This window comes from Shinella sedimenti, assembly GCF_022601905.1.
Classification (GTDB): domain Bacteria; phylum Pseudomonadota; class Alphaproteobacteria; order Rhizobiales; family Rhizobiaceae; genus Shinella; species Shinella sedimenti.
Genome location: NZ_JAKVIN010000004.1, coordinates 207,203 through 224,353, shown reverse-complemented (window position 1 = coordinate 224,353; position 17,151 = coordinate 207,203). Strand labels below are relative to the sequence as shown.

At 64.8% G+C, this 17,151-nt stretch carries 21 protein-coding genes; 11 read left to right on the top strand and 10 right to left on the bottom strand.

Translation table 11 applies throughout. The features are described 5' to 3' along the window. Nucleotides 1–13 precede the first annotated feature (13 nt). The 3 genes from MKI86_RS11240 to MKI86_RS11230 all read right to left on the bottom strand — a co-directional run bounded on the left by MKI86_RS11240 (nt 14) and on the right by MKI86_RS11230 (nt 2,783). Complete coding sequence (locus MKI86_RS11240; protein ID WP_241600985.1) at nt 14–658, bottom strand: LysE family translocator; 645 nt, start codon at nt 656–658, stop codon at nt 14–16. Nucleotides 659–805: 147 nt separating this feature from the next. Next, complete coding sequence (gene hisC / locus MKI86_RS11235; RefSeq protein ID WP_241600984.1) at nt 806–1,861, bottom strand: histidinol-phosphate transaminase; 1,056 nt, start codon at nt 1,859–1,861, stop codon at nt 806–808. Between the two features lie 4 nt (nt 1,862–1,865). Beyond that, complete coding sequence (locus MKI86_RS11230) at nt 1,866–2,783, bottom strand: polyprenyl synthetase family protein (RefSeq protein WP_241600983.1); 918 nt, start codon at nt 2,781–2,783, stop codon at nt 1,866–1,868. A 136-nt stretch (nt 2,784–2,919) separates the two neighbouring features. Between MKI86_RS11230 and mtgA the strand changes: the two genes are divergently transcribed. The 4 genes from mtgA (at nt 2,920) to MKI86_RS11210 (ending at nt 5,305) form a co-directional block, all read left to right on the top strand. Continuing rightward, the gene (gene mtgA / locus MKI86_RS11225) at nt 2,920–3,675 is read left to right on the top strand and encodes a monofunctional biosynthetic peptidoglycan transglycosylase (protein WP_241600982.1); all 756 of its coding nucleotides are present in this window, start codon (nt 2,920–2,922) and stop codon (nt 3,673–3,675) included. Between the two features lie 70 nt (nt 3,676–3,745). Continuing rightward, nucleotides 3,746–4,393: a glutathione S-transferase family protein gene (locus MKI86_RS11220; protein WP_241600981.1), complete on the top strand. Its 648-nt coding sequence runs from the start codon at nt 3,746–3,748 to the stop codon at nt 4,391–4,393. 147 nt (nt 4,394–4,540) lie between these two features. Next, complete coding sequence (rpmF, locus tag MKI86_RS11215) at nt 4,541–4,726, top strand: 50S ribosomal protein L32 (protein WP_134648268.1); 186 nt, start codon at nt 4,541–4,543, stop codon at nt 4,724–4,726. A gap of 171 nt (nt 4,727–4,897) precedes the next feature. Continuing rightward, entirely contained in the window at nt 4,898–5,305 is a 408-nt protein-coding gene (locus MKI86_RS11210) for a hypothetical protein (RefSeq protein WP_241600980.1), read from the top strand. Nucleotides 5,306–5,340: 35 nt separating this feature from the next. Here the strand turns inward: MKI86_RS11210 and phaR are convergent, their stop codons facing one another. Continuing rightward, nucleotides 5,341–5,919, bottom strand: coding sequence for a polyhydroxyalkanoate synthesis repressor PhaR (gene phaR, locus MKI86_RS11205; RefSeq protein WP_241600979.1), 579 nt, complete (start codon nt 5,917–5,919; stop codon nt 5,341–5,343). Nucleotides 5,920–6,213: 294 nt separating this feature from the next. Here phaR and MKI86_RS11200 point away from each other — a divergent pair, with 294 nt between their 5' ends. The 5 genes from MKI86_RS11200 to MKI86_RS11180 all read left to right on the top strand — a co-directional run bounded on the left by MKI86_RS11200 (nt 6,214) and on the right by MKI86_RS11180 (nt 9,868). Continuing rightward, complete coding sequence (locus MKI86_RS11200; RefSeq protein ID WP_241600978.1) at nt 6,214–7,395, top strand: acetyl-CoA C-acetyltransferase; 1,182 nt, start codon at nt 6,214–6,216, stop codon at nt 7,393–7,395. Between the two features lie 86 nt (nt 7,396–7,481). Beyond that, entirely contained in the window at nt 7,482–8,207 is a 726-nt protein-coding gene (locus tag MKI86_RS11195; RefSeq protein ID WP_241600977.1) for a beta-ketoacyl-ACP reductase, read from the top strand. A gap of 72 nt (nt 8,208–8,279) precedes the next feature. Beyond that, on the top strand, nt 8,280–8,588 hold the full coding sequence (locus MKI86_RS11190) for a 4a-hydroxytetrahydrobiopterin dehydratase (RefSeq protein WP_241600976.1): 309 nt from the start codon (nt 8,280–8,282) through the stop codon (nt 8,586–8,588). A 71-nt stretch (nt 8,589–8,659) separates the two neighbouring features. Then, nucleotides 8,660–9,049: a YkvA family protein gene (locus MKI86_RS11185; protein ID WP_241600975.1), complete on the top strand. Its 390-nt coding sequence runs from the start codon at nt 8,660–8,662 to the stop codon at nt 9,047–9,049. 315 nt (nt 9,050–9,364) lie between these two features. Continuing rightward, entirely contained in the window at nt 9,365–9,868 is a 504-nt protein-coding gene (locus MKI86_RS11180) for an invasion associated locus B family protein (protein ID WP_241601205.1), read from the top strand. A gap of 53 nt (nt 9,869–9,921) precedes the next feature. Here the strand turns inward: MKI86_RS11180 and MKI86_RS11175 are convergent, their stop codons facing one another. Continuing rightward, nucleotides 9,922–11,334, bottom strand: a complete 1,413-nt coding sequence (locus MKI86_RS11175) for an MFS transporter (RefSeq protein ID WP_241600974.1) — start codon at nt 11,332–11,334, stop codon at nt 9,922–9,924. A 126-nt stretch (nt 11,335–11,460) separates the two neighbouring features. Here MKI86_RS11175 and MKI86_RS11170 point away from each other — a divergent pair, with 126 nt between their 5' ends. Together MKI86_RS11170 and rlmN are read left to right on the top strand one after the other, a co-directional pair. Then, a complete protein-coding gene (locus tag MKI86_RS11170) occupies nt 11,461–12,381 on the top strand; it encodes a LysR family transcriptional regulator (protein ID WP_241600973.1) in 921 nt (306 codons plus the stop codon). Nucleotides 12,382–12,519: 138 nt separating this feature from the next. Continuing rightward, nucleotides 12,520–13,749: a dual-specificity RNA methyltransferase RlmN gene (gene rlmN / locus MKI86_RS11165; protein ID WP_370879957.1), complete on the top strand. Its 1,230-nt coding sequence runs from the start codon at nt 12,520–12,522 to the stop codon at nt 13,747–13,749. A 49-nt stretch (nt 13,750–13,798) separates the two neighbouring features. Here the strand turns inward: rlmN and MKI86_RS11160 are convergent, their stop codons facing one another. The 5 genes from MKI86_RS11160 to ccmA form a co-directional block, all read right to left on the bottom strand. Further along, complete coding sequence (locus MKI86_RS11160; RefSeq protein WP_241600971.1) at nt 13,799–14,413, bottom strand: DsbE family thiol:disulfide interchange protein; 615 nt, start codon at nt 14,411–14,413, stop codon at nt 13,799–13,801. After that, nucleotides 14,410–14,577, bottom strand: a complete 168-nt coding sequence (gene ccmD / locus MKI86_RS11155; RefSeq protein WP_241600970.1) for a heme exporter protein CcmD — start codon at nt 14,575–14,577, stop codon at nt 14,410–14,412. The genes MKI86_RS11160 and ccmD overlap by 4 nt, the downstream gene beginning before the upstream one ends. Continuing rightward, entirely contained in the window at nt 14,574–15,335 is a 762-nt protein-coding gene (locus MKI86_RS11150; protein ID WP_134648294.1) for a heme ABC transporter permease, read from the bottom strand. Before MKI86_RS11150 ends, ccmD begins: the two co-directional genes overlap by 4 nt. Nucleotides 15,336–15,408: 73 nt before the next feature. Next, on the bottom strand, nt 15,409–16,068 hold the full coding sequence (ccmB, locus tag MKI86_RS11145) for a heme exporter protein CcmB (RefSeq protein ID WP_241600969.1): 660 nt from the start codon (nt 16,066–16,068) through the stop codon (nt 15,409–15,411). Between the two features lie 205 nt (nt 16,069–16,273). Then, nucleotides 16,274–16,915, bottom strand: coding sequence for a heme ABC exporter ATP-binding protein CcmA (gene ccmA, locus MKI86_RS11140; protein ID WP_241600968.1), 642 nt, complete (start codon nt 16,913–16,915; stop codon nt 16,274–16,276). Nucleotides 16,916–17,151 lie beyond the last annotated feature (236 nt).

Below are 17,151 nucleotides of genomic sequence, written 5' to 3'. Positions count from 1 at the left end.
GTTCCGGCGCGGCTCAGAGCCGCGTCGTCAGGAGCTTGAAGCCGGCAAAGGCGAAGAAGGCGGCCATGACGCCCTCGATGGCGCGGCGTGACTTGAGATAGGCGCGATGCACCGGGCCAAGCGAAAAGACCAGCGCGAAGCCGAGGAACACGCAAACGCCTATAATCATGCAGCCGGCGATGAAGGTTGCCATGACCCCGCCGGGCGCGCCCGGCGGCATGCCGAGCGATGTCAGCATGATCCAGGCAAAGATCGCCTTGGGATTGGTCAGGTGGATGCCGAGGCCCTTGAGATACTGCCGCCGCAGCGACAGCGCCGGCATGGCGATCATGCGCGCACGGTGGCTCTCATCGCTCCGGCACGCGGAACGCCAAGCGTTCCAGGCAAGGTATAGCAGATAGCAGCCGCCGACGATCTTCAGCACGATGATCGCCTCGCCATAGGTGCGGATGAGGGCGGAAAGGCCAGAGGCGGTGAGGATCGCCCAGATATACGAGCCGGTGAGGACTCCAAGCGCAAGTGCCACGCCCGCCTGCCGGCCGCGGCTGACCGAGGTCGCGATGATGGCGAGGATCGCCGGCCCCGGCGAGGCCGTCGCGATGAAATAGGCCGTCCAGGCGACGGCAAGCTGCGGCAGATAGGGCGTAAGATCGGTCATGGGGTCACCGGATGGATTTCCGGAAACGATATCCGATCCTTTCGCCGTCTCACAGCCGGAGAATTGCACCACATGTCCCTGTCGGGCCGCGGTTGACGCATCCCCTCATCCGACTGCCGGCAGGCGGATGAGGGGGCTTGCGAAAATTCAGAGGATCTCTTCGAGCGCCGCGATCAGGCGGTCGCATTCTTCCGGCGTGCCGATGGTGATGCGCAGGAAATCCGAGATGCGGGGCTTGGCGAAGTGGCGCACGAGCACCGCCCGCTCGCGCAGGCCGCTGGCGAGCGCCTCGCCGCTGTGATCGGGATGGCGGGCGAAGACGAAATTGGCCTGCGAGGGCAGCACCTCGAAGCCGCGCTGGCGTAGCGCGCCGGTCACGCGCTCGCGGCTCTCGATGACCTTGCCGCGCGTCTCGTCGAACCATGCGCGGTCGTCGATGGAGGCGGTCGCGCCAGCCTGGGCGATACGGTCGAGCGGATAGGAGTTGAAGCTGTCCTTGACGCGCTCCAGCGCATCGATCAGCGGGCGCTGGCCGATGGCGTAGCCGACGCGCAGGCCGGCAAGCGAGCGCGACTTGGACAGCGTGTGCACCACGAGCAGGTTATCGTACTTCTTTGTCAGCGGGATCGCGCTTTCGCCGCCGAAATCGATATAGGCCTCGTCGATCACCACCGGCTGGTCGGGATGGGCGGCGACCAGCGCCTCGATGGCGGAAAGCGGCAGGCCGATGCCCGTCGGCGCGTTCGGATTGGCGATGATGATGGCGCCGCAGGGGCGCTCGTAATCCTTCAGGTCGACGGTGAAATCGTCCTTCAGCGCGACCTCCTCCGCCTCGATGCCGAACAGGCGGCAATAGGTCGGGTAGAAGCTGTAGGTGATGTCGGGGTAGAGGAGCGGCTTCTCGTGCTTGAGCAGGGCGGCGAAGACATGCGCCAGCACCTCGTCGGAACCGTTGCCGACAAAGACCTCGTCCTCCGCCACGTTATAAAAGCGGGCGATCGACCGGCGCAACGCCAGCGCCGACGGGTCGGGATAGAGCCTCAGGCTGTCGGCGACGACCGCCTGCATGGCGGCGATGGCCTTGGGCGACGGCCCGTAGGGATTTTCATTGGTGTTGAGCTTGATGAGGTTTTGAATGCGCGGCTGTTCGCCCGCGACATAGGGCTTGAGCGTGGCGACGATCGGCGACCAGAATTTGCTCATGGCGTCAGTTCCTGCGATTGGCGATGAAGTGGGCGGTTTCGACGAGGATTCCGGCCCGATGGTTGAACGGCGCAAGAAGCGCCTCGGCCTCCTTCACAAGCGCCTGGAGGCGATCTTCCGCCCAGGCCTGTCCGCGGCGCGCCACCAGCGTCGCCTTGCCGCGCTCCGGATCCTTGCCCGTCGCCTTGCCCATGGTGGCGGCATCGGCGGTGAGATCGAGCAGGTCGTCGGCGATCTGGAACGCCAGACCGACGGTTTCGCCGTAGCGGCGCAACGTCTCGCGATCGGCCTGCGACGCGCCCGCGATGATCGCGCCGGCCTCGCAGGCAAAGCGCAGGAGCGCGCCTGTTTTCATCGCCTGCAATGTGACGATGCCGGCCTCGTCCGGCGCCGCCTTTTCCGCATCGAGATCGAGCGCCTGGCCGCCGGCCATGCCGCCGATGCCGGCCGCGCGTGAAAGTGCCAGCACAAGCGCCGTTTTCGTGGCGTCGGGCAGCCGCGTCTTGGGCGACGCCACGATATCGAAGGCAAGCGTCAGCAGGCTGTCGCCGGCAAGGATCGCGGCGGCTTCGTCGAAGGCGATGTGCACGGTGGGCTGGCCGCGGCGCAGGTCGTCGTCGTCCATGGCCGGCAGGTCGTCATGCACCAGCGAATAGCAGTGGATGCACTCCAGAGCGGCACCGACGCGCACCGCCGTTTCGCGCTCGACCCCGTCGAACAGCGCGGCCGCCTCGATGACGAGGAACGGGCGCAGGCGCTTGCCGCCGTTCAGCACGCCGTGGCGCATGGCGGCGAGAAGCCGCGCAGGGCGCGCGATCTCGCCCGGCTGCACATCCGCAGAGAGCAGCGTGGCCAGGACGGTCTCCACCGCCTCGCCGTTGCTCTTCAAGAGGGACAGAAATTCCTGATGACGCTCGCTCATGGCCGCTCTTTGGCATGGCCCCCCGGCCGAAGCAACGGGAAGGACGGGATGGCGACAAAGAATCGCGGCGCAGTGCTGGTTTTTGGCGCGCCGGAACGGTATGAAGTCGCAACACTGGAAGGACGGGCGCCGACACTTGGACATCGTACCTGAGACGCGGGAAGACACGATCGAAAGAAAGGCTGAGCCCGATGCCAGGGATGGCTGGATGACCCGCCTCCGCAGGAACTGGCGTCGCCTCTGTCTGGCGCTCCTAGCCTTCATTGCCCTGCCCTATGTGCTGATCGTGCTCTACACCGTGGAATTCGTCCGCCCGGTTTCCACCCTCATGCTGCGCGACGTCGTGCTGCTGCGCGGCTATGACCGGCAATGGGTGGATTTCGAGGACATCTCGCCCAATGTGGTGCGCGCCGTGATGATGTCGGAGGACGGGCAATATTGCCGTCATGCCGGCGTCGACTGGGGTGCCATGCGCGAGGTCGTCAATGAGGCGCTGGCCGGTGAACAGACGCGCGGCGCAAGCACCATCCCTATGCAAACCGCCAAGAACCTCTTCCTGTGGAACGGCCGTTCCTTCGTGCGCAAGGCGATGGAGGTGCCACTTGCCGTGGTCGCCGATTTCGTCTGGAGCAAGCGCCGCTTGATGGAAATCTATCTCAACGTCGCCGAATGGGGGCCGGGCATCTACGGAATCGAGGCGGCGGCGCAGTACCATTTTAACGTTTCCGCCGGCAAGCTCTCGCGCCGCCAGGCAGCGCTGCTCGCGGTTTCGCTGCCCAATCCCTATACCCGCAATGCCGGCAAGCCCGGTCCCGGCCTGCAAAGCCTCGCACGGCTGATCGACCGGCGGGCGGGCCGCTCCGGCGATTACATCAAATGCCTTTATGACTGACGTCACGGCTTTTCATTGGTGCCGGCACCGCTGAGCGCGTTACCATGCGGCCTCTCACGGAGCCCATGCCATGTCCGACCTCATCCTCTATATCGGCAACAAGAACTACTCGTCCTGGTCGCTGCGGCCGTGGATCGCCATGGAGGCAGCCGGCGTGCCCTTCACCGACCATGTGATCCCCTTCGATTTCCCGGCGGGCAACCCGAAGTTCAAGCCGATTTCGCCGACGGGGCGCGTGCCGGTGCTGCATCACGGCGATGTGCGCGTGTGGGAATCGCTCGCCATCATCGAATATGTCGCCGAGCTGTTTCCCGATGCCGGCATCTGGCCCAGGGATGCGGGCGCCCGCGCCCAGGCCCGCGCGATTTCAATGGAAATGCTGTCCGGCTTCCGCGCGCTGCGCAATGCCTGCCCGATGAACATTCGCCGCCAACCGCGCGCCATTGCGCTTCCCGAAGGCGTGATGGACGACGTGGCGCGCATCGAGACGATCTGGAAGGAAACGCTGGCGCGCTCGGGCGGGCCGTTCCTGTTCGGCGCCTTCTCGGCGGCGGATGCGATGTATGCGCCGGTGGTCAACCGGCTGGAAACCTACCGCCTCACGCAGGACGATGCCGTGCTCGCCTATATCGCGCGCGTGAAGGCGCATCCGGCATGGCAGACGTGGCAGACGGCCGCGCTGGCCGAACCGTGGATCGTACCGGAGGACGAGGCATAGGCGGCTTATTCGAAAAAAACCGGCCGGGGACTGGTCAAGCAGGGTTTTGCTGTGTATAAGCCGGCCCAATTTCCGAGATAACGACATGTTCTTGTCAGCCATTCGGTGGCGCGAGAATGTGTTTGCCTGATAAGTGGAGTTAGTCAAATGGCTGTACCGAAAAGAAAAGTGAGCCCGTCCAAGCGCGGTATGCGCCGTTCGGCAGATGCTCTGAAGGGTTCGACCTACGTCGAAGACAAGAATTCGGGCGAACTGCGCCGTCCGCACCACATCGACCTGAAGACCGGCATGTACCGCGGGCGCCAGGTTCTGACGCCGAAGGAAAGCGCGTAATCCGCGTTTCCAGCGTCAGCTGAGATCAGGGGCCGGGCGACCGGCCCTTTTCTTTTGCCGGCTTTTTCTGGCCTGCCTGCCCATTCCGGCACGTCGCCGTTTCCTTGCGGCCGAACTTCGGCTAAGAGGGCCCGGACGCCGCCATGACGCGCGGCCACCGGGAGTTTGCCGATGCTGCTGGCCATACCGCTGCTGATCCTGCCCTTCGCGCTCTACAACCTCGCCATGACGGGCCTGTTCGGCACCGGCGGCACCGCCGTTCTCGACAGCGAGGTCATATCGGTCAACATGCTCTCAGGCGCGACCTGGACGCTGGCCTTCGGCGACCTCATCATCCTCATCGCGCTGGCACTGCTGTTCGTGGAAATCCTGAAAGCCACGCGGCCCGGCTCGCGGGCGCTGCTCGATCACATGCTGTCGATGGTGCTGTTCGTCGTCGCACTCGTCGAATTCCTGCTGGTGCAGGGCGCGGCGACGCAGATCTTCTTCATCCTGATGACCATCATCTTCATCGATGTGGTCGCCGGTTTCGCGGTTTCGATCCGCACGGCAAGCCGCGATCTTTCCATCGGGCTTTGACGGCGCGGGTCAGACCCGCGCCCTTCTCTTCTGCTTCAGCCGAGATTGTCGAGCTTCGTCTGGAGCGCGCGCAGCTGCTCCTTCAGCTCATCGATATCCTTGGCCTCGGCCTTGCGCGTTTCCTTGGCCGGCGCGGCATTGGCGAAGGGCGAGAACATCTTCATCGCCTGCTGGAACATCTCCGTGTTGCGCCGCACCGTTTCCTCGACGAGCGCTATCGGCACCTGAAGATTCTTGCCGAGCGGCGTATCGCCGAAGGTCTTGTTGATCTGCTCGCGCATCTGCACCTGCTGGTCGGTGAAGGCCTGCATGGAATGCTCGAGATAGCTCGGCACGACCATCTGCATCTGGTCGCCGTAATAGGAGATCAGCTGGCGGAGGAAGGAAATCGGCAGAAGCGTGTTGCCCGTCTTCGATTCCTGCTCGAAGATGATCTGCGTCAGCACCGAATGGGTGATGTCGTCACCCGACTTGGCGTCCTGCACGGTGAAGTCCTCGCCCTTCTTCACCATGACCGCGAGATCGTCGAGCGTCACATAGGTGCTCGTGCCCGTGTTGTAGAGCCGGCGGTTCGCATATTTCTTGATGACGATCTGACCGTCGTTTCTGGCCATTAGGGTCTCCTCATCCCCGTCTTCCCATTTTCTTTTTGGTCGTTTCGAGTATCGGCAAAAACACCTCGCCTGACAATCGAATTGTGCGATGCGGCGAGGAATGCTGCGCAACATGAATTTTCATGCTGCATGTCGTGCCGATGAAATTTTAGCGAGGCCAGATATCGGGTTTGACTCTCCCCCTCCGCTTTGCCAGTTTTGACATCGGGAGAACCGCCGGGCCTGCGTCCTTCGCGCGCTGGGGCCCGGTTCCAAGGCCGCAAGCCCGGTCGCAGACCTGAGGAAGAACACACCATGAGCACCTCGTCCATCGTCATCGCCAGTGCCGCCCGTACAGCGGTCGGTGCATTCAACGGCGCCTTCGCCAACACGCCCGCCCACGAACTCGGAGCCGCGGCGATCTCGGCGGTGCTGGAGCGCGCGGGCGTGGAGGCCGGCGAGGTGAATGAAGTGATTCTCGGCCAGGTTCTGCCGGCCGGCGAAGGCCAGAACCCGGCTCGCCAGGCCGCCATGAAGGCCGGCGTGCCGCAGGAGGCGACCGCCTGGGGCCTGAACCAGCTCTGCGGCTCGGGCCTGCGCGCCGTCGCGCTCGGCATGCAGCAGATCGCCACCGGCGACGCCGACATCATCGTGGCCGGCGGCATGGAATCCATGTCCATGGCGCCGCACTGCGCGCATCTGCGCGGCGGCGTGAAGATGGGCGACTTCAAGATGATCGACACGATGATCAAGGACGGCCTGACCGACGCCTTCTACGGCTACCATATGGGCATCACGGCCGAGAACGTCGCCCGGCAGTGGCAGCTGTCGCGCGACGAGCAGGACGCCTTTGCCGTCGCCTCGCAGAACAAGGCCGAGGCCGCCCAGACGCAAGGCCGTTTCAAGGACGAGATCGTTCCCTTCATCGTCAAGGGCCGCAAGGGCGACGTGACCGTCGATGCCGACGAATATATCCGCCATGGCGCCACGCTCGATTCCATGACGAAGCTGCGCCCCGCCTTCGACAAGGAAGGCACGGTGACGGCCGGCAACGCCTCCGGCATCAATGACGGCGCGGCCGCAGCACTGCTGATGAGCGAGGCGGAAGCCTCGCGTCGCGGCATCCAGCCGCTTGCCCGCATCGTTTCCTGGGCGACCGCCGGCGTCGACCCCAAGATCATGGGCACCGGACCCATCCCGGCCTCGCGCAAGGCGCTGGAGCGCGCCGGCTGGTCGACCGGCGACCTCGATCTCGTGGAGGCCAACGAGGCCTTCGCCGCCCAGGCCTGCGCGGTCAACAAGGACCTCGGCTGGGATCCAGCGATCGTCAACGTCAATGGCGGCGCCATCGCCATCGGTCATCCGATCGGCGCTTCGGGCGCCCGCATCCTCAATACGCTGCTCTTCGAAATGAAGCGCCGCGGCGCATCCAAGGGCCTTGCCACGCTCTGCATCGGCGGTGGCATGGGCGTGGCGATGTGCGTCGAGCGCCTGTAAGCGCCGGCTTGCACGCTGCTTTGTAATGACCCGCCGCCAGCGGGGCGTCGGGTCTCACTGAAAAAAACACAAGGGGAGTGAGCCAAATGAGCAGGGTAGCACTGGTAACGGGCGGATCGCGGGGCATCGGCGCGGCCATTTCGGTGGCGCTGAAGGCAGCCGGATACAGGGTGGCCGCCAACTATGCCGGCAATGACGAGGCTGCCGAAGCTTTCAAGGCCGAGACCGGAATTGCGGTCTACAAGTGGGACGTCTCGAGCTACGAGGCCTGCGTCGAGGGCATCGGCAGGGTAGAGGCGGACCTCGGCCCGGTCGACGTTCTCGTCAACAATGCGGGCATCACGCGCGATGCCATGTTCCACAAGATGACGCCTGAGCAATGGGGTGCGGTGGTCGGCACCAACCTGACCGGCCTCTTCAACATGACTCATCCGATCTGGTCGGGCATGCGCGACCGCAATTTCGGCCGCGTCATCAACATCTCCTCGATCAATGGCCAGAAGGGCCAGATGGGCCAGGCGAACTATTCGGCCGCCAAGGCCGGCGATCTCGGCTTCACCAAGGCGCTGGCGCAGGAAGGGGCTGCAAAGGGCATCACCGTCAACGCCATCTGCCCCGGCTATATCGGCACGGAGATGGTGCGCGCCATCCCGGAAAAGGTGCTGAACGAGCGGATCATCCCGCTTATCCCCGTCGGGCGTCTTGGAGAACCCGAGGAGATCGCACGCGTGGTGGTCTTCCTCGCCTCCGACGATGCCGGCTTCATCACCGGCTCGACCATCTCGGCCAATGGCGGTCAGTTCTTCGTCTGACGCCGACACCATATGTAACGGAACACGGCGCCTTCCGGCGCCGTTCTCCATGGCGAGAGAAAGCGAGGGCCCATGAAACAGGAAAAACTCGACGAAGCCGCCATCACCGAGGCGCTCGGTGGCGTGGAGGGCTGGGCCCGTTCAGACGACGGCATCGCCATCGAAAAGACCTTCCGGTTCAAGTCCTTCCGCGAGGCCTTCGGCTTCATGACCGAGGGCGCGCTCGCCGCGGAGAAATTCAACCATCACCCCGAATGGTTCAACGTTTATAACCGCGTGGACGTGCGGCTGACCAACCATGATGCGGGCGGCCTGACCGCGCTCGACTTCAAGCTGGCAGCGGCGATGGACGGTGCAGCGGCCCTGCGCACGAAGAGTTGAAGCGACGTGACTGCATTCCCATATGATGAACGCCGGACGATACCGGCATCGCCACCTGAAGGAGGCCGTGCATGGATGATGTGAAGATCGGCGAGATACTTCTGCCGGGAGACGAAACCGAACAGGAGCGTCAGCGCGAGCGCGTGCAGAAGCGGTTCTGGCCGGTTCTCAAGCGTGCCGTACGGCAAATCCCGTTCTCGCGCGACCTTATCGCGTCCTACTATTGCGCGCTCGACCCCCGCACGCCGCGGCGTGTACGGGGCACGCTGCTCGGCGCTCTCGCCTATTTCGTGATGCCCGTGGACATCATCCCGGACTTCCTGGCGATGGTGGGTTTCACCGACGACATTGCCGTGCTGACGGCGGCATTCGCCGCGGTTCGCGGCCATGTGCGCGACGACCACTATGTCGCCGCAGACAAGGCGCTTGCGGACGAGCCGGACCTGCAACCGACGCGATAGGCCGCCGGTCACAGGGCTGACACGATCCGGGTCAAAATCTTGCCCTATTCCTTGTGCCTTTAAGGGGTTCGACGGGTTCTATCTCACCAAATGGGGACTGGGGACGCCCGCCTTTCTTCCAGAAGGCAGCGGCGCGGTTCGACGCAATCACGTCCCGGTGCGGCGCGGATGGCCTTCGTAAAATGCGTGCATGTTGACGGTTTGGTAACCTGAATTAAGTCAAAATAAATCAAATCGTCATCATGCATGGCCGACACCGGCAGGACAGGCATCGCCTTCGGCCGCAACCACTGGCAAGACAACCGGCAGGAAAACATGTTTGTAAGAAAGCTCGCAACCGCACTCGCCCTCGTTCTCACGACCGCCGGCGTTGCCTCGGCCCAGTCGCCGACGCGCATTCAGCAGTTCAATGCCTGGGGTGCCTATTCCTACCAGGCCAATGGCGGCAAGGTATGCTACGTCCTCTCCGTTCCCAAGGAAAAGAACCCGGCCGGCGTCGACCACGGCGACATCTTCTTCCTCGTCTCGCAGCGCCCGGGCCAGAACATCTCCTACGAGCCGCAGGCCATGATGGGCTATCCGCTGAAGGAAGGCTCGAAGGTCAACGTCAACATCGATGGCCGCAACTTCGTGATGTTCGTCAAGGGCAATTCGGCCTGGGTCGAAAACGCCGCCGAAGAGCCGGCGCTTGTTGCCGCGATGCGCGGCGGCCGCGACATGAAGGTTCAGGCGACCTCGCGCCGCGGCACCGGCACCAACTATGCCTATTCGCTCTCGGGCATCTCGGCGGCGCTGAAGCAGATCGAAACCTGCCGCTGAGGCACGGACCCCCAATCCAAGCAAAGGCCGGCATCACGCCGGCCTTTGTCGTTTCAGGCAGTGCCTGACCTGTTCGTCCTGAAACGGACGGCCATCAGCATAAGCGCGCCAAGCAGAAGGGCGGCCGCCACGGCGAAGGTGATGTGAAGGCCGGTCGCGACGGCCGCGCCGCCGGCATTGGCCACGTCTCTGGTTCCGACCGCCAGCGTGAAGATCGCACCCATCAGGGAGGCCCCGGTGATCAGGCCCAGATTGCGCGACAGGTTCAGGAGCGCCGACGTGACACCGCGCTCGTCCGACGGCACGCCGGACATGACGGCTGCATTGTTTGCCGCCTGGAAAAGCTGGTAGCCGGGCGTCAGCACGACGATGGCGGCGATATAGCCGGAAAGGCCGAACAGGCTGGAAAGCACGGGCAGTGCGCCGGCGCCGGCCGCCATGGTGGCAAGTCCAGCCAGCGTCATCCTGACGGCGCCGAAGCGATCGACCATGCGCCCCGCCAACACCCCGGTCAGCACGGAAACCAATGGACCCGTCGCCAGAACGAAGCCGACATGGGCAGGACCGAGGCCGAGCGTGCGCGACAGGTAGAAGGGCCCGACGACCAGCGTCACCATGATGACCGTCGCCACCTGCATGCTGGCAACGAGGCTGGCGGCAAAGCCCGGGCGGCGAAACGCCGCAGGGCGGATGAGCGGAAAGGCCGCCCTGCGCTGCCGGATGACGAAGAGCGCCGCTGCCACCGCCGCCGCGGCCAGCAGGCCAGTGTTCCAGGCGTCGATTCCGCCCGCGCCCACCGTCATGGCCAGCGCATAGGCGCCGAGTGCTGCGGCAAGCAGCGTGGCCCCGGCAAGATCGAAGCGACCTGAACCTTTCACCCCCTGCCCGGCTGGCAGGAAGCGCCACACAAGGGCGAAAGCCAGGATGCCGAAAGGGACCGCGACGAGGAAGATCGACGGCCAGCCGAAGGTGGCAATGAGCAGACCGCCCAGCGACGGACCAAGCGCCGTGCCGACGGCGGAGGTTGTGCCGAAGAGACCCATGACACTGCCGATACGCTCCTGCGGCACGGTTTCGCTGACAAAGGCCATGGCAAGCGCCATCATGGCGGCGGCCCCCGCGCCCTGGAATGCACGGGCGACAATCAGCACCGTCAGAGACGGTGCGGCAGCGGCCAACAGCGAGGCGGCGGAAAACAGCGCAAGCCCGCACAGCAGCAGGAGACGCCGGCCGAGGAGATCGCCGAGACGGCCGATGCCGGCGATCAGCACCGTACTGGCCAGCAGATAGGCCAACACGACCCACTGGACCTGCTGGAAGCTCGCCGAAAACACATGGCCGAGCGTCGGCAGGGCGACATTGGCGATACTGGTGCCGAGCGACGAGAGCAGAATGGCGAGCGACAGGCCCGCCAGCGCGCCCAGCGGGTGCGGTCTATCCGTTGCGATGACATGCATGTGGTTCATGGCCTTATCCTCTGGTTTCCACCGAGAGATAGGCCGGCAGAATATAGGGCGGAAGACGCAGCATTTGCACTTCATTCGTGCGTTTGGCGCCATATCATGTTTCCGCAAGCATGCTAGATTGCCTTCATGGCCAGACCCGACCTCAACCTTCTCGTCACGCTTGACGTGCTGCTTGCCGAAGGCAATGTCGCGCGCGCCGCCCAACGCCTGAGGCTTAGCCCCTCCGCCATGAGCCGGGCACTGGCGCGCCTGCGCGATGTCACGGGCGATCCGCTGCTCGTGCGGGCCGGGCGCGGCCTCGTGCCCACACCGCGGGCGCTGGAACTACGCGGCATGGTGGGCCAGGTGGTCGACGACGCCGAGGCCCTGCTGCGCCCGGCGCGCAGCCTCGATCTCAAAACCCTCGAACGAACCTTCACGCTGCGCAATCGCGAGGGCTTCGTCGACACGTTCGGCCCTGCACTCGTTGCCCGCATCGCCAGCGAAGCGCCAAACGTTTCGCTGCGCTTCGTGGCAAAGCCCGACAAGGAAAGCACGCCGCTGCGCGACGGCACAGTGGATCTCGAAACCGGCGTGATCGGCGACGCGACCGGGCCGGAGGTGCGCGCGCAGGCACTGTTTCGCGACCGCTTCATCGGCATCGTGCGCGCGGGTCATCCGCTGCTCGCCGGCCCCTTGGATGCGGCGGGCTATGCCGGGGGCAACCATATCCTTGTCTCGCGCGGACGCCGCGAGCGCGGGCCCGTCGACGAGGCGCTGGAGCGGATGGGGCTGAAGCGCCGCATCGCCGTGACGGTCGCCAGCTTTTCCGAAGCCGTGGCGCTTGCCCGCAGCTCCGACCTCATCGCGCAGGTTTCCGACCGTGCGACGGCCGCCTTCCGCGACGGCGTGGTAAGCTTCGCGCTACCGGTGGACCTGCCCGGCTTCACGATTTCCATGCTCTGGCATCCGCGTATGGATGCCGATCCGGCACATCGCTGGCTGCGGACCTGCTTCCGCGAGGTGTGTGCCGGCAAGACTGGTGACTTTCAGCCGGAACAGTGCTAAAGGGCCCGGCAACTGGGCCGCAAGCCGCACTCGCATGCGCTGTTTGGCCCGTCGTAACTTCTGTCGAGCATGGACCGCTTGTGGCGCAACAGCCTGCGCCGGGGCAGCCTGTTCCTGGGGAATGACCCGATGGCAAGCATGGATTTTCTCAATACGGCCGAGCCGGTGAAGGCACCCGTCGTCCGCAATATCCCGGCCGCCGAAAAGCCGAGCCTGATCGGTCTTTCTCGCGAAGACATGGGCCGCGCGCTGGTCGAAAAGGGCGTCAACGAGCGCCAGGTGAAGATGCGCGTCAGCCAGCTCTGGCACTGGCTCTATGTGCGCGGCGTCTCCGATTTCGACGACATGACCAATGTCTCCAAGGACATGCGCGAAATGCTCAAGACGCATTTCACCATCGCGCGCCCCGAGATCGTCGACGAGCAGATTTCCAGCGACGGAACCCGCAAATGGCTGCTGCGCTTTCCCGCGCGCGGCGCCGGCCGCCCCGTCGAAATCGAGACCGTCTACATTCCCGAGGAAGGCCGCGGGACGCTGTGCATTTCCAGCCAGGTCGGCTGCACGCTCACCTGCTCCTTCTGTCACACCGGCACGCAGAAGCTGGTGCGCAACCTGACGGCGGAGGAAATTCTCTCGCAGCTCCTGCTGGCCCGCGACCGGCTCGGCGATTTCCCGGATCGCGATACGCCGGCGGGCATGATTGCGCCCGCCGAAGGCCGCAAGGTTTCCAACGTCGTCATGATGGGCATGGGCGAGCCGCTCTATAATTTCGAGAGCGTCAAGACGGCCCTGCTGATCGCGACCGATGGCGACGGCCTGTCGCTTTCCAAGCGCCGCGTCACGCTGTCGACGTCTGGCATCGTGCCGGAAATCTACCGCACCGGCTCCGAGATCGGCGTCATGCTGGCGATCTCGCTGCATGCGGTGCGCGACGAACTGCGCGACATGCTGGTGCCGATCAACAAGAAGTATCCGCTGAAGGAACTGCTGGACGCCTGCCGCGCCTATCCGAGCCTGTCGAACGCCCGCCGCATTACCTTCGAATATGTGATGCTGAAGGACGTGAACGACAGTCTAGAGGACGCCAAGCTGCTCATCCAGCTGCTGAAGGGCATTCCGGCGAAGATCAACCTCATTCCCTTCAACCCCTGGCCGGGCACGAACTACCAGTGTTCGGACTGGGAGCAGATCGAGCGTTTCGCCGATTTCATCAACCAGGCCGGCTATGCCTCGCCGATCCGCACGCCGCGCGGCCGCGACATCCTCGCCGCCTGCGGCCAGCTGAAATCGGAATCCGAGCGCATGCGCAAGGTCGAGCGCATGGCCTTCGAGGCCATGATGATCGTTGGCCACGGCGAGGACGACTGAGGCCTTCACCCTCGGCCATTGCCTAATATTTTGAGGTGACAACCGGCCGTCAGCCGGCCTGCGCGGGCGTGCCCAAAGCCTTCTCGATGGCCGGGAACAGGCCTTCCTTCAGGCTCCTGTCGTCGAACGGACCGACCCGCTTGTAAAGGATCGTGCCGTCGGGGCCGACGAGATAGCTTTCCGGAATGCCGTAGACGCCCCAGTCGATCGCCATCTTGCCGACGGGATCGAGACCGATGGCCGAGAACGGATTGCCGAGCTCGCCGAGGAAGCCGAGCGCACCCTCCGCACGGTCCTTGTAGTTGACGCCGACGACGTTGAGCCGCGGGTCCTGCGACAAGGCGAGAATGATCGGGTGCTCCTGCCGGCAGGGCACGCACCAGGAGGCCCAGAAATTCACCAGCGTCAGCTTGCCCTTGCCCGTTTCGGTGGTAAGCGCCGGCACCGGCGCGCCGTTCCTGATGGCGCCGGCCAGCGGCTCCAGATCACGGTAGGGCGCCTTGGTGCCGATGAGCGCCGAGGGGATTTCGGACGTGCTGCGGCCGGAGGTGAGCTGCGTCCAGAAGATCAGCGCGAGGCCGACGAAGATCGCGAGCGGCAGGGCGGCCAGGATGACGCGCATGCGCTTGCCGCCGGCTCCCGCATTGCCATCGGTCTCGCTCATCCCGCGTTCTCCTGCCGCGCGGAGCGGCGGCGGATGCCGGCGGCTTCGAGACGCGCAAGCTCGCGGTGGCGCGCGCGATGGTCGAGCCAGACCCACAGCGCGAGGCCGAAGACGACGGCGAAGGCGGCGATATAGGACGCCGTGACGTAGAAGGCGTGGCTCATGCAGCCTCTCCGGCGGAACGGGCGGCATGGCGGCGCAGCACGGCGATGCGGCGGCGCAGGATCTCGTTGCGCATGGCAAGGATATGCAGCGTGAAGAACAGCATGGTGAAGGCGACGGCCATGATCAGCAGCGGCCACAGGAAGGCCGGGTCGATGGTCGGCCCATCCATGCGCATCACGCTGGCCGGCTGGTGGAGCGTGTTCCACCATTCGACCGAGAACTTGATGATCGGGATATTGACGAAGCCGACCAGGATGAGGATGGCGCTGGCCTTGGCGGCGCGCGTCGGATCGTCCATGGCACGGTTGAGCGCGATGAGGCCGAGATACATCAGGAACAGCACGAAGACGGAAGTGAGCCGCGCATCCCACACCCACCAGGTGCCCCACATCGGCTTGCCCCACAGCGAGCCGGTGATGAGGGCGACGAGGGTGAAGCCGGCGCCGAGCGGGGCTGCGGCCTTGGCCGAGACATCGGCCAGCGGATGGCGCCAGACGAGCGTGCCGAGCGCCGACAGCGCCATGACCGTGTAGCACATCATCGAAAGCCAGGCCGCCGGCACATGCACATACATGATGCGCACCGTCTGGCCCTGCTGATAATCATCCACCGATGCGAAGGAGAGGTAGAGCCCGACGGCGAACAGACAGACCGTCAGCGCGGCAAGCCACGGCCAGACGATGGCGACCAGCGCCAGGAACCGCGTCGGGTTGGCAAGGTCGCTGAATTTTCGGATGGCAAGGCTCGGTTCGCTCATGATGGTTCTTTAACGCGTCAGCCCCGTCTCTTCAATTGATCTGCCGCAATCACATTCCTGTCAATTCAGCCTGTCAATCGCTGGACAGGCGAAGTGCGGCCGCCGCCGCCACGGGGCCGATCACCGCGAAGAACAGGTTGAGCGCCACGAGGATGAGGAAGGGCGGCAGGAAGGGCGCGGGATCCTGGATCGCCGCATAGACGGCGGAGACGCCGAAGATCAGCACGGGAATGGCGAGCGGCAGCACCAGGATGGAGACGAGCAACCCGCCGCGCGGCAAGGCAACGGCGATGCCGGCCCCGGCCGCGCCGATGAAGGTGATCGCCGGCGTGCCGACCAGAAGCGTCAGCGTCGTGGCACCGATCGCCACCTCGTCCATATTCATGAAGAGGCCAAGCAATGGCGAGGCGATGACCAGCGGCAGGCCGGTCGCGAGCCAGTGCGCCAGGCATTTGACGAAGACGGTGAGAACCAGCGGCGTCTCCTGCATGAGCAGAAGGTCGAGCGAACCATCCTCGCGCTCCGCCTGGAACAGACGGTCGAGCCCGAGCAGCGAGGCGAGCAGCGCACCGATCCACAGAATGGCGGGGCCGATGCGGGCGAGAAGATTGAGGTCCGGCCCCACGCCGAAGGGAATGACGGCAACGACCGTCATGAAGAACAGCACGCCGATCAAGGCACCGCCGCCGGCACGCATGGAGAGTTTCAGGTCGCGGGCGAGGAGGGCAATCATGCCGTGGTCTCCGGGCAAGGCGGGTGGGTGCTACCCCCCCCTGCCCTGCCGGGCATCTCCCCCACAAGGGGGGAGATCCAATCGCTGCCAAGTCTCGCCAAACGCAAACGATGGAGATGAGGCGGCGTCAGCGCCACCAGCCAATCTCCCCCCCTGTGGGGGAGATGCCCGGCAGGGCAGAGGGGGGTGGCCACAAGCTCGCCCATCACCACACCGTCTCCGCCACGCCCGTAAACCCGGTCATTCGCAACTCCCTCAAACCTTCCAGCCCCAGCGGCTGGTGCGTTGCGGCGATCGCGATGCCGCCGCGGGACAGATGGGCCGTCACCAGCCCGGCAAACATGCTTTCGGCTGCCACGTCCAGCGCGGCCGTCGGCTCGTCGAGGATCCAGACCGGGCGCCAGGCGACCAAAAGCTTGGCCATGGCCATGCGGCGCTGCTGGCCGGCGGAGAGATAGCCGAAGGGCAGATGGGCGATGCCGCCGAGCCCGACTCTATCGACCGCCTCGTCGACACAGACACCCGCGCCGCCGGCGAAATCACCGAAGAAGGCTTTCCAGAAGGTCAGGTTCTCCTCGACGGTCAGTTCCCGCTTCATGGCATTGCGGTGGCCGAGATAGTGGGCGGCCTCACCGAGACGCTCCACCGGTTGCGTTGCAGCAAGAAGACGCACCGTGCCGGCCTCCGCAGCCAGCAGTCCGGCCAGCACGCGCAACAGCGTGGACTTGCCGGAGCCGTTCGCACCCTTGACGACGAGCGCCTCGCCGCCGGCGATTTCGAAGGAAATATCCCGGAAAATCAGGTCTTCGCCGCGCCTGGCGCTCAATCCTTCGGCGACGAGCCGCATGGTGCTTCACTTTCCCTTTACGACCTCGGTCGCAATGCAAAAAAATTGTGCCGTTTTACCGTTCGGCGCTCTGGATCGTTCCTTAGAAATTATCTATAACGCCCGCAACACGCCAGCGGTCGGCGTGAATATCATCCAAGCGCCGAACACGGGAATGATTTCCGCGTACGGACAGCGGAAATGACCGCACCCGCATCCCATTCGCGCGTCACACGCGCACGGGCGTTCGTACGTCA

Bases quoted from the DNA above. Each gene is read 5' to 3' on its own strand.
- MKI86_RS11170 (WP_241600973.1), top strand. From the start codon at position 11,461: ATGGCCAGACCCGACCTCAACCTTCTCGTCACGCTTGACGTGCTGCTT.
- MKI86_RS11210 (WP_241600980.1), top strand. From the start codon at position 4,898: ATGCTGCTGGCCATACCGCTGCTGATCCTGCCCTTCGCGCTCTACAAC.
- rlmN (WP_370879957.1), top strand. From the start codon at position 12,520: ATGGATTTTCTCAATACGGCCGAGCCGGTGAAGGCACCCGTCGTCCGC.
- ccmB (WP_241600969.1), bottom strand. From the start codon at position 16,068: ATGATTGCCCTCCTCGCCCGCGACCTGAAACTCTCCATGCGTGCCGGC.
- MKI86_RS11195 (WP_241600977.1), top strand. From the start codon at position 7,482: ATGAGCAGGGTAGCACTGGTAACGGGCGGATCGCGGGGCATCGGCGCG.
- MKI86_RS11160 (WP_241600971.1), bottom strand. From the start codon at position 14,413: ATGAGCGAGACCGATGGCAATGCGGGAGCCGGCGGCAAGCGCATGCGC.
- MKI86_RS11150 (WP_134648294.1), bottom strand. From the start codon at position 15,335: ATGAGCGAACCGAGCCTTGCCATCCGAAAATTCAGCGACCTTGCCAAC.
- MKI86_RS11180 (WP_241601205.1), top strand. From the start codon at position 9,365: ATGTTTGTAAGAAAGCTCGCAACCGCACTCGCCCTCGTTCTCACGACC.
- ccmA (WP_241600968.1), bottom strand. From the start codon at position 16,915: ATGCGGCTCGTCGCCGAAGGATTGAGCGCCAGGCGCGGCGAAGACCTG.
- MKI86_RS11220 (WP_241600981.1), top strand. From the start codon at position 3,746: ATGTCCGACCTCATCCTCTATATCGGCAACAAGAACTACTCGTCCTGG.
- MKI86_RS11175 (WP_241600974.1), bottom strand. From the start codon at position 11,334: ATGAACCACATGCATGTCATCGCAACGGATAGACCGCACCCGCTGGGC.
- hisC (WP_241600984.1), bottom strand. From the start codon at position 1,861: ATGAGCAAATTCTGGTCGCCGATCGTCGCCACGCTCAAGCCCTATGTC.
- ccmD (WP_241600970.1), bottom strand. From the start codon at position 14,577: ATGAGCCACGCCTTCTACGTCACGGCGTCCTATATCGCCGCCTTCGCC.
- MKI86_RS11200 (WP_241600978.1), top strand. From the start codon at position 6,214: ATGAGCACCTCGTCCATCGTCATCGCCAGTGCCGCCCGTACAGCGGTC.
- MKI86_RS11185 (WP_241600975.1), top strand. From the start codon at position 8,660: ATGGATGATGTGAAGATCGGCGAGATACTTCTGCCGGGAGACGAAACC.
- rpmF (WP_134648268.1), top strand. From the start codon at position 4,541: ATGGCTGTACCGAAAAGAAAAGTGAGCCCGTCCAAGCGCGGTATGCGC.
- MKI86_RS11240 (WP_241600985.1), bottom strand. From the start codon at position 658: ATGACCGATCTTACGCCCTATCTGCCGCAGCTTGCCGTCGCCTGGACG.
- MKI86_RS11190 (WP_241600976.1), top strand. From the start codon at position 8,280: ATGAAACAGGAAAAACTCGACGAAGCCGCCATCACCGAGGCGCTCGGT.
- MKI86_RS11230 (WP_241600983.1), bottom strand. From the start codon at position 2,783: ATGAGCGAGCGTCATCAGGAATTTCTGTCCCTCTTGAAGAGCAACGGC.
- phaR (WP_241600979.1), bottom strand. From the start codon at position 5,919: ATGGCCAGAAACGACGGTCAGATCGTCATCAAGAAATATGCGAACCGC.